At 28.7% G+C, this 2128-nt stretch carries 2 protein-coding genes; both read left to right on the top strand.

Annotation, left to right across the window (positions count from 1 at the left end; translation table 11 throughout):
* The first annotated feature begins 48 nt into the window (after positions 1–48).
* Positions 49–1479: a hypothetical protein gene (locus ACVC2P_RS04450; protein WP_452597280.1), complete on the top strand. Its 1431-nt coding sequence runs from the start codon at positions 49–51 to the stop codon at positions 1477–1479.
* Between the two features lies 1 nt (position 1480).
* Positions 1481–2128, top strand: a 648-nt coding sequence (locus ACVC2P_RS04445) for a hypothetical protein (RefSeq protein WP_452597279.1), incomplete at its 3' end; no start/stop codon positions are given.

Here is a 2128-nt window from a genome sequence, read left to right as displayed (position 1 = left end):
CTTTTATGGTTATAAGTAGGATTAATGTAAAAGTGTAAAAATTAATTAATGTTTAAAAAGCAATTTTTATTTACAGATAAGCAAGTACAATTACTAGATAACTTTAAAGAAGTTACTATAGGTATGTATTATTTGCAGTATAGTAAAATATTAAATTATACTACCGCCAGTAATACCGAAACAGCGATACATTTACTTGGAGATGTTTTTAGCTATAAATCGCCAGAGTTATCTAATTATAATATTGTAGAACACTTATTACTAGCAAATACTTTCGAAGCCTTTTTAGTGAATCTTTCGGAGTATTATGGGCAGTATGTTATTATTTATAAAAATGAGACAGAGTTAATTCTGTTAAATGATGCCTGTGCACAATCCGAAATATATTACACTACAAATTACACAGCTTTCGGATCTCAAGTAAAAATATTAGAACAATGTGTAAATACAATTCCGCATAGTAATCCAGAGGCAAAAGCATATTATAACTCAAACGAATTTAATAAATTAAGACTGTTTATTAATAACACGACTCATGTTGAAAATGTAAAGCATTTATATGCAAATCACTATATCGATATTAATAAAAAAGAAATAAAAAGATTTTACCCTAACCAACCAAATTATAAAATAACTATAGATGAAGCAGTTGTTAAAGTTGCAACAATGCTAAAAGGCTATTTAAAAGCAATTTCTTTAAGGCATAAAATATGTTTACCAGTAACAGCTGGTTACGATAGTAGAGTTTTGTTTTTGGCAAGTTTAGGTTTAGACTGCAACTATTTTGTAACACGGTTTAAGGAGATGGGGGATAACCATAATGACTTGGTAATCTCAAAAAAACTGGTAGAGCTCTACGGTAAAGATTTTAACATTATAGAAGATAATGTTCTTGAAAAAGAGGACTTTGCCCCCAATTACGAGAAGAGTTTAGACTTTCCATTATTTTTAAGTCCAGATTTAGTTAACGGTCGAGTTATTATTAATGGAAACATAAGTGAGATAGGACGCAATGGACTTTATTACATAAAATGGATAACACCAAAAAACCTCAATGTTGCTAATTTTTTTAAATGCCATCCGTTTATAACTCAAGAATATAGTAAGTGGTTAAAACAAAATAAGAAGCGTTTAAAAGCTCTAAAATACCATGTTTTAGATATCTTTTTATGGGAACAATTTATGGGAATTGTACATGGAAAGGCTAAATCTCAAAATAAAGAATTAGGAGTAACAGTTATGAGTCCATACAATTCAAGACAGCTTCTAGATATAATGTTACGGGTAAATAGAAATAAAAGAGACCGCTTAGACAATGAGTTCTTTAATAAAATCATTGCACATTTATGCGATAATAATGAAGCGGTAATAAAACTACCTATAAACCCGAGTGCTTCAAAAATGAAATATTTAAGAATTAAAAAATTTAAACTGCACAAACTATATAGTACTTTAAAAATTAAATTAAAATCTCTGTAAATTGAAAAAAAACTTAGTAATTATTATCACAGCACTTGTTGGTGTTATAGCAGCAATATACCAATACCTATACAATAGAAGTGTGTGGCTAGATGAAGCTAAGTTGGCATTAAATATTTTAGATAGAGATTACCTAGGTTTAACACAACCACTAGACAGTGGGCAAGTAGCACCTATTCTGTTTTTATGGATAGAAAAATGTAATATAGAACTATTTGGAAGTAATGAATTGGCATTACGGTTATTACCGTTATTAGCATTCCTTATCTCAATTATATTGGTTATTAAAGTCACAGCATTAATAACCCAAAATAAAATGATTGTATGGTACACAACAGCTTTGTTTTGTTTATCGCCAAGACTAATATATTATGCCTCAGAGATAAAGCAATATAGTGTAGATGTTATGGTTTTACTGTTGCTATATTATGTGTTTTTTAAATCGTACAAAACAAAAAATAGTAAACGTGCAGTATTAATTATAGTAGGTATGTTAACTATTTTTATCTCTAACATATCTGTATTAATTTTATTTGTTTTTGGGTGCTATACTTTAGTTTTTAACAGAAACAAAATAAAACCATTACTATTACCAGCTGCCTTTTGGGGTGTTACTTTTGGAATCTATTATTCGTTATTTATACACAAC

This window comes from Pontimicrobium sp. MEBiC01747, assembly GCF_053601635.1.
The sequence above is the reverse complement of the archived record's forward strand: the minus strand, read 5'-3'. Positions and strand labels throughout refer to the sequence as shown.

Bases quoted from the DNA above. Each gene is read 5' to 3' on its own strand.
- ACVC2P_RS04450 (WP_452597280.1), top strand. From the start codon at position 49: ATGTTTAAAAAGCAATTTTTATTTACAGATAAGCAAGTACAATTACTA.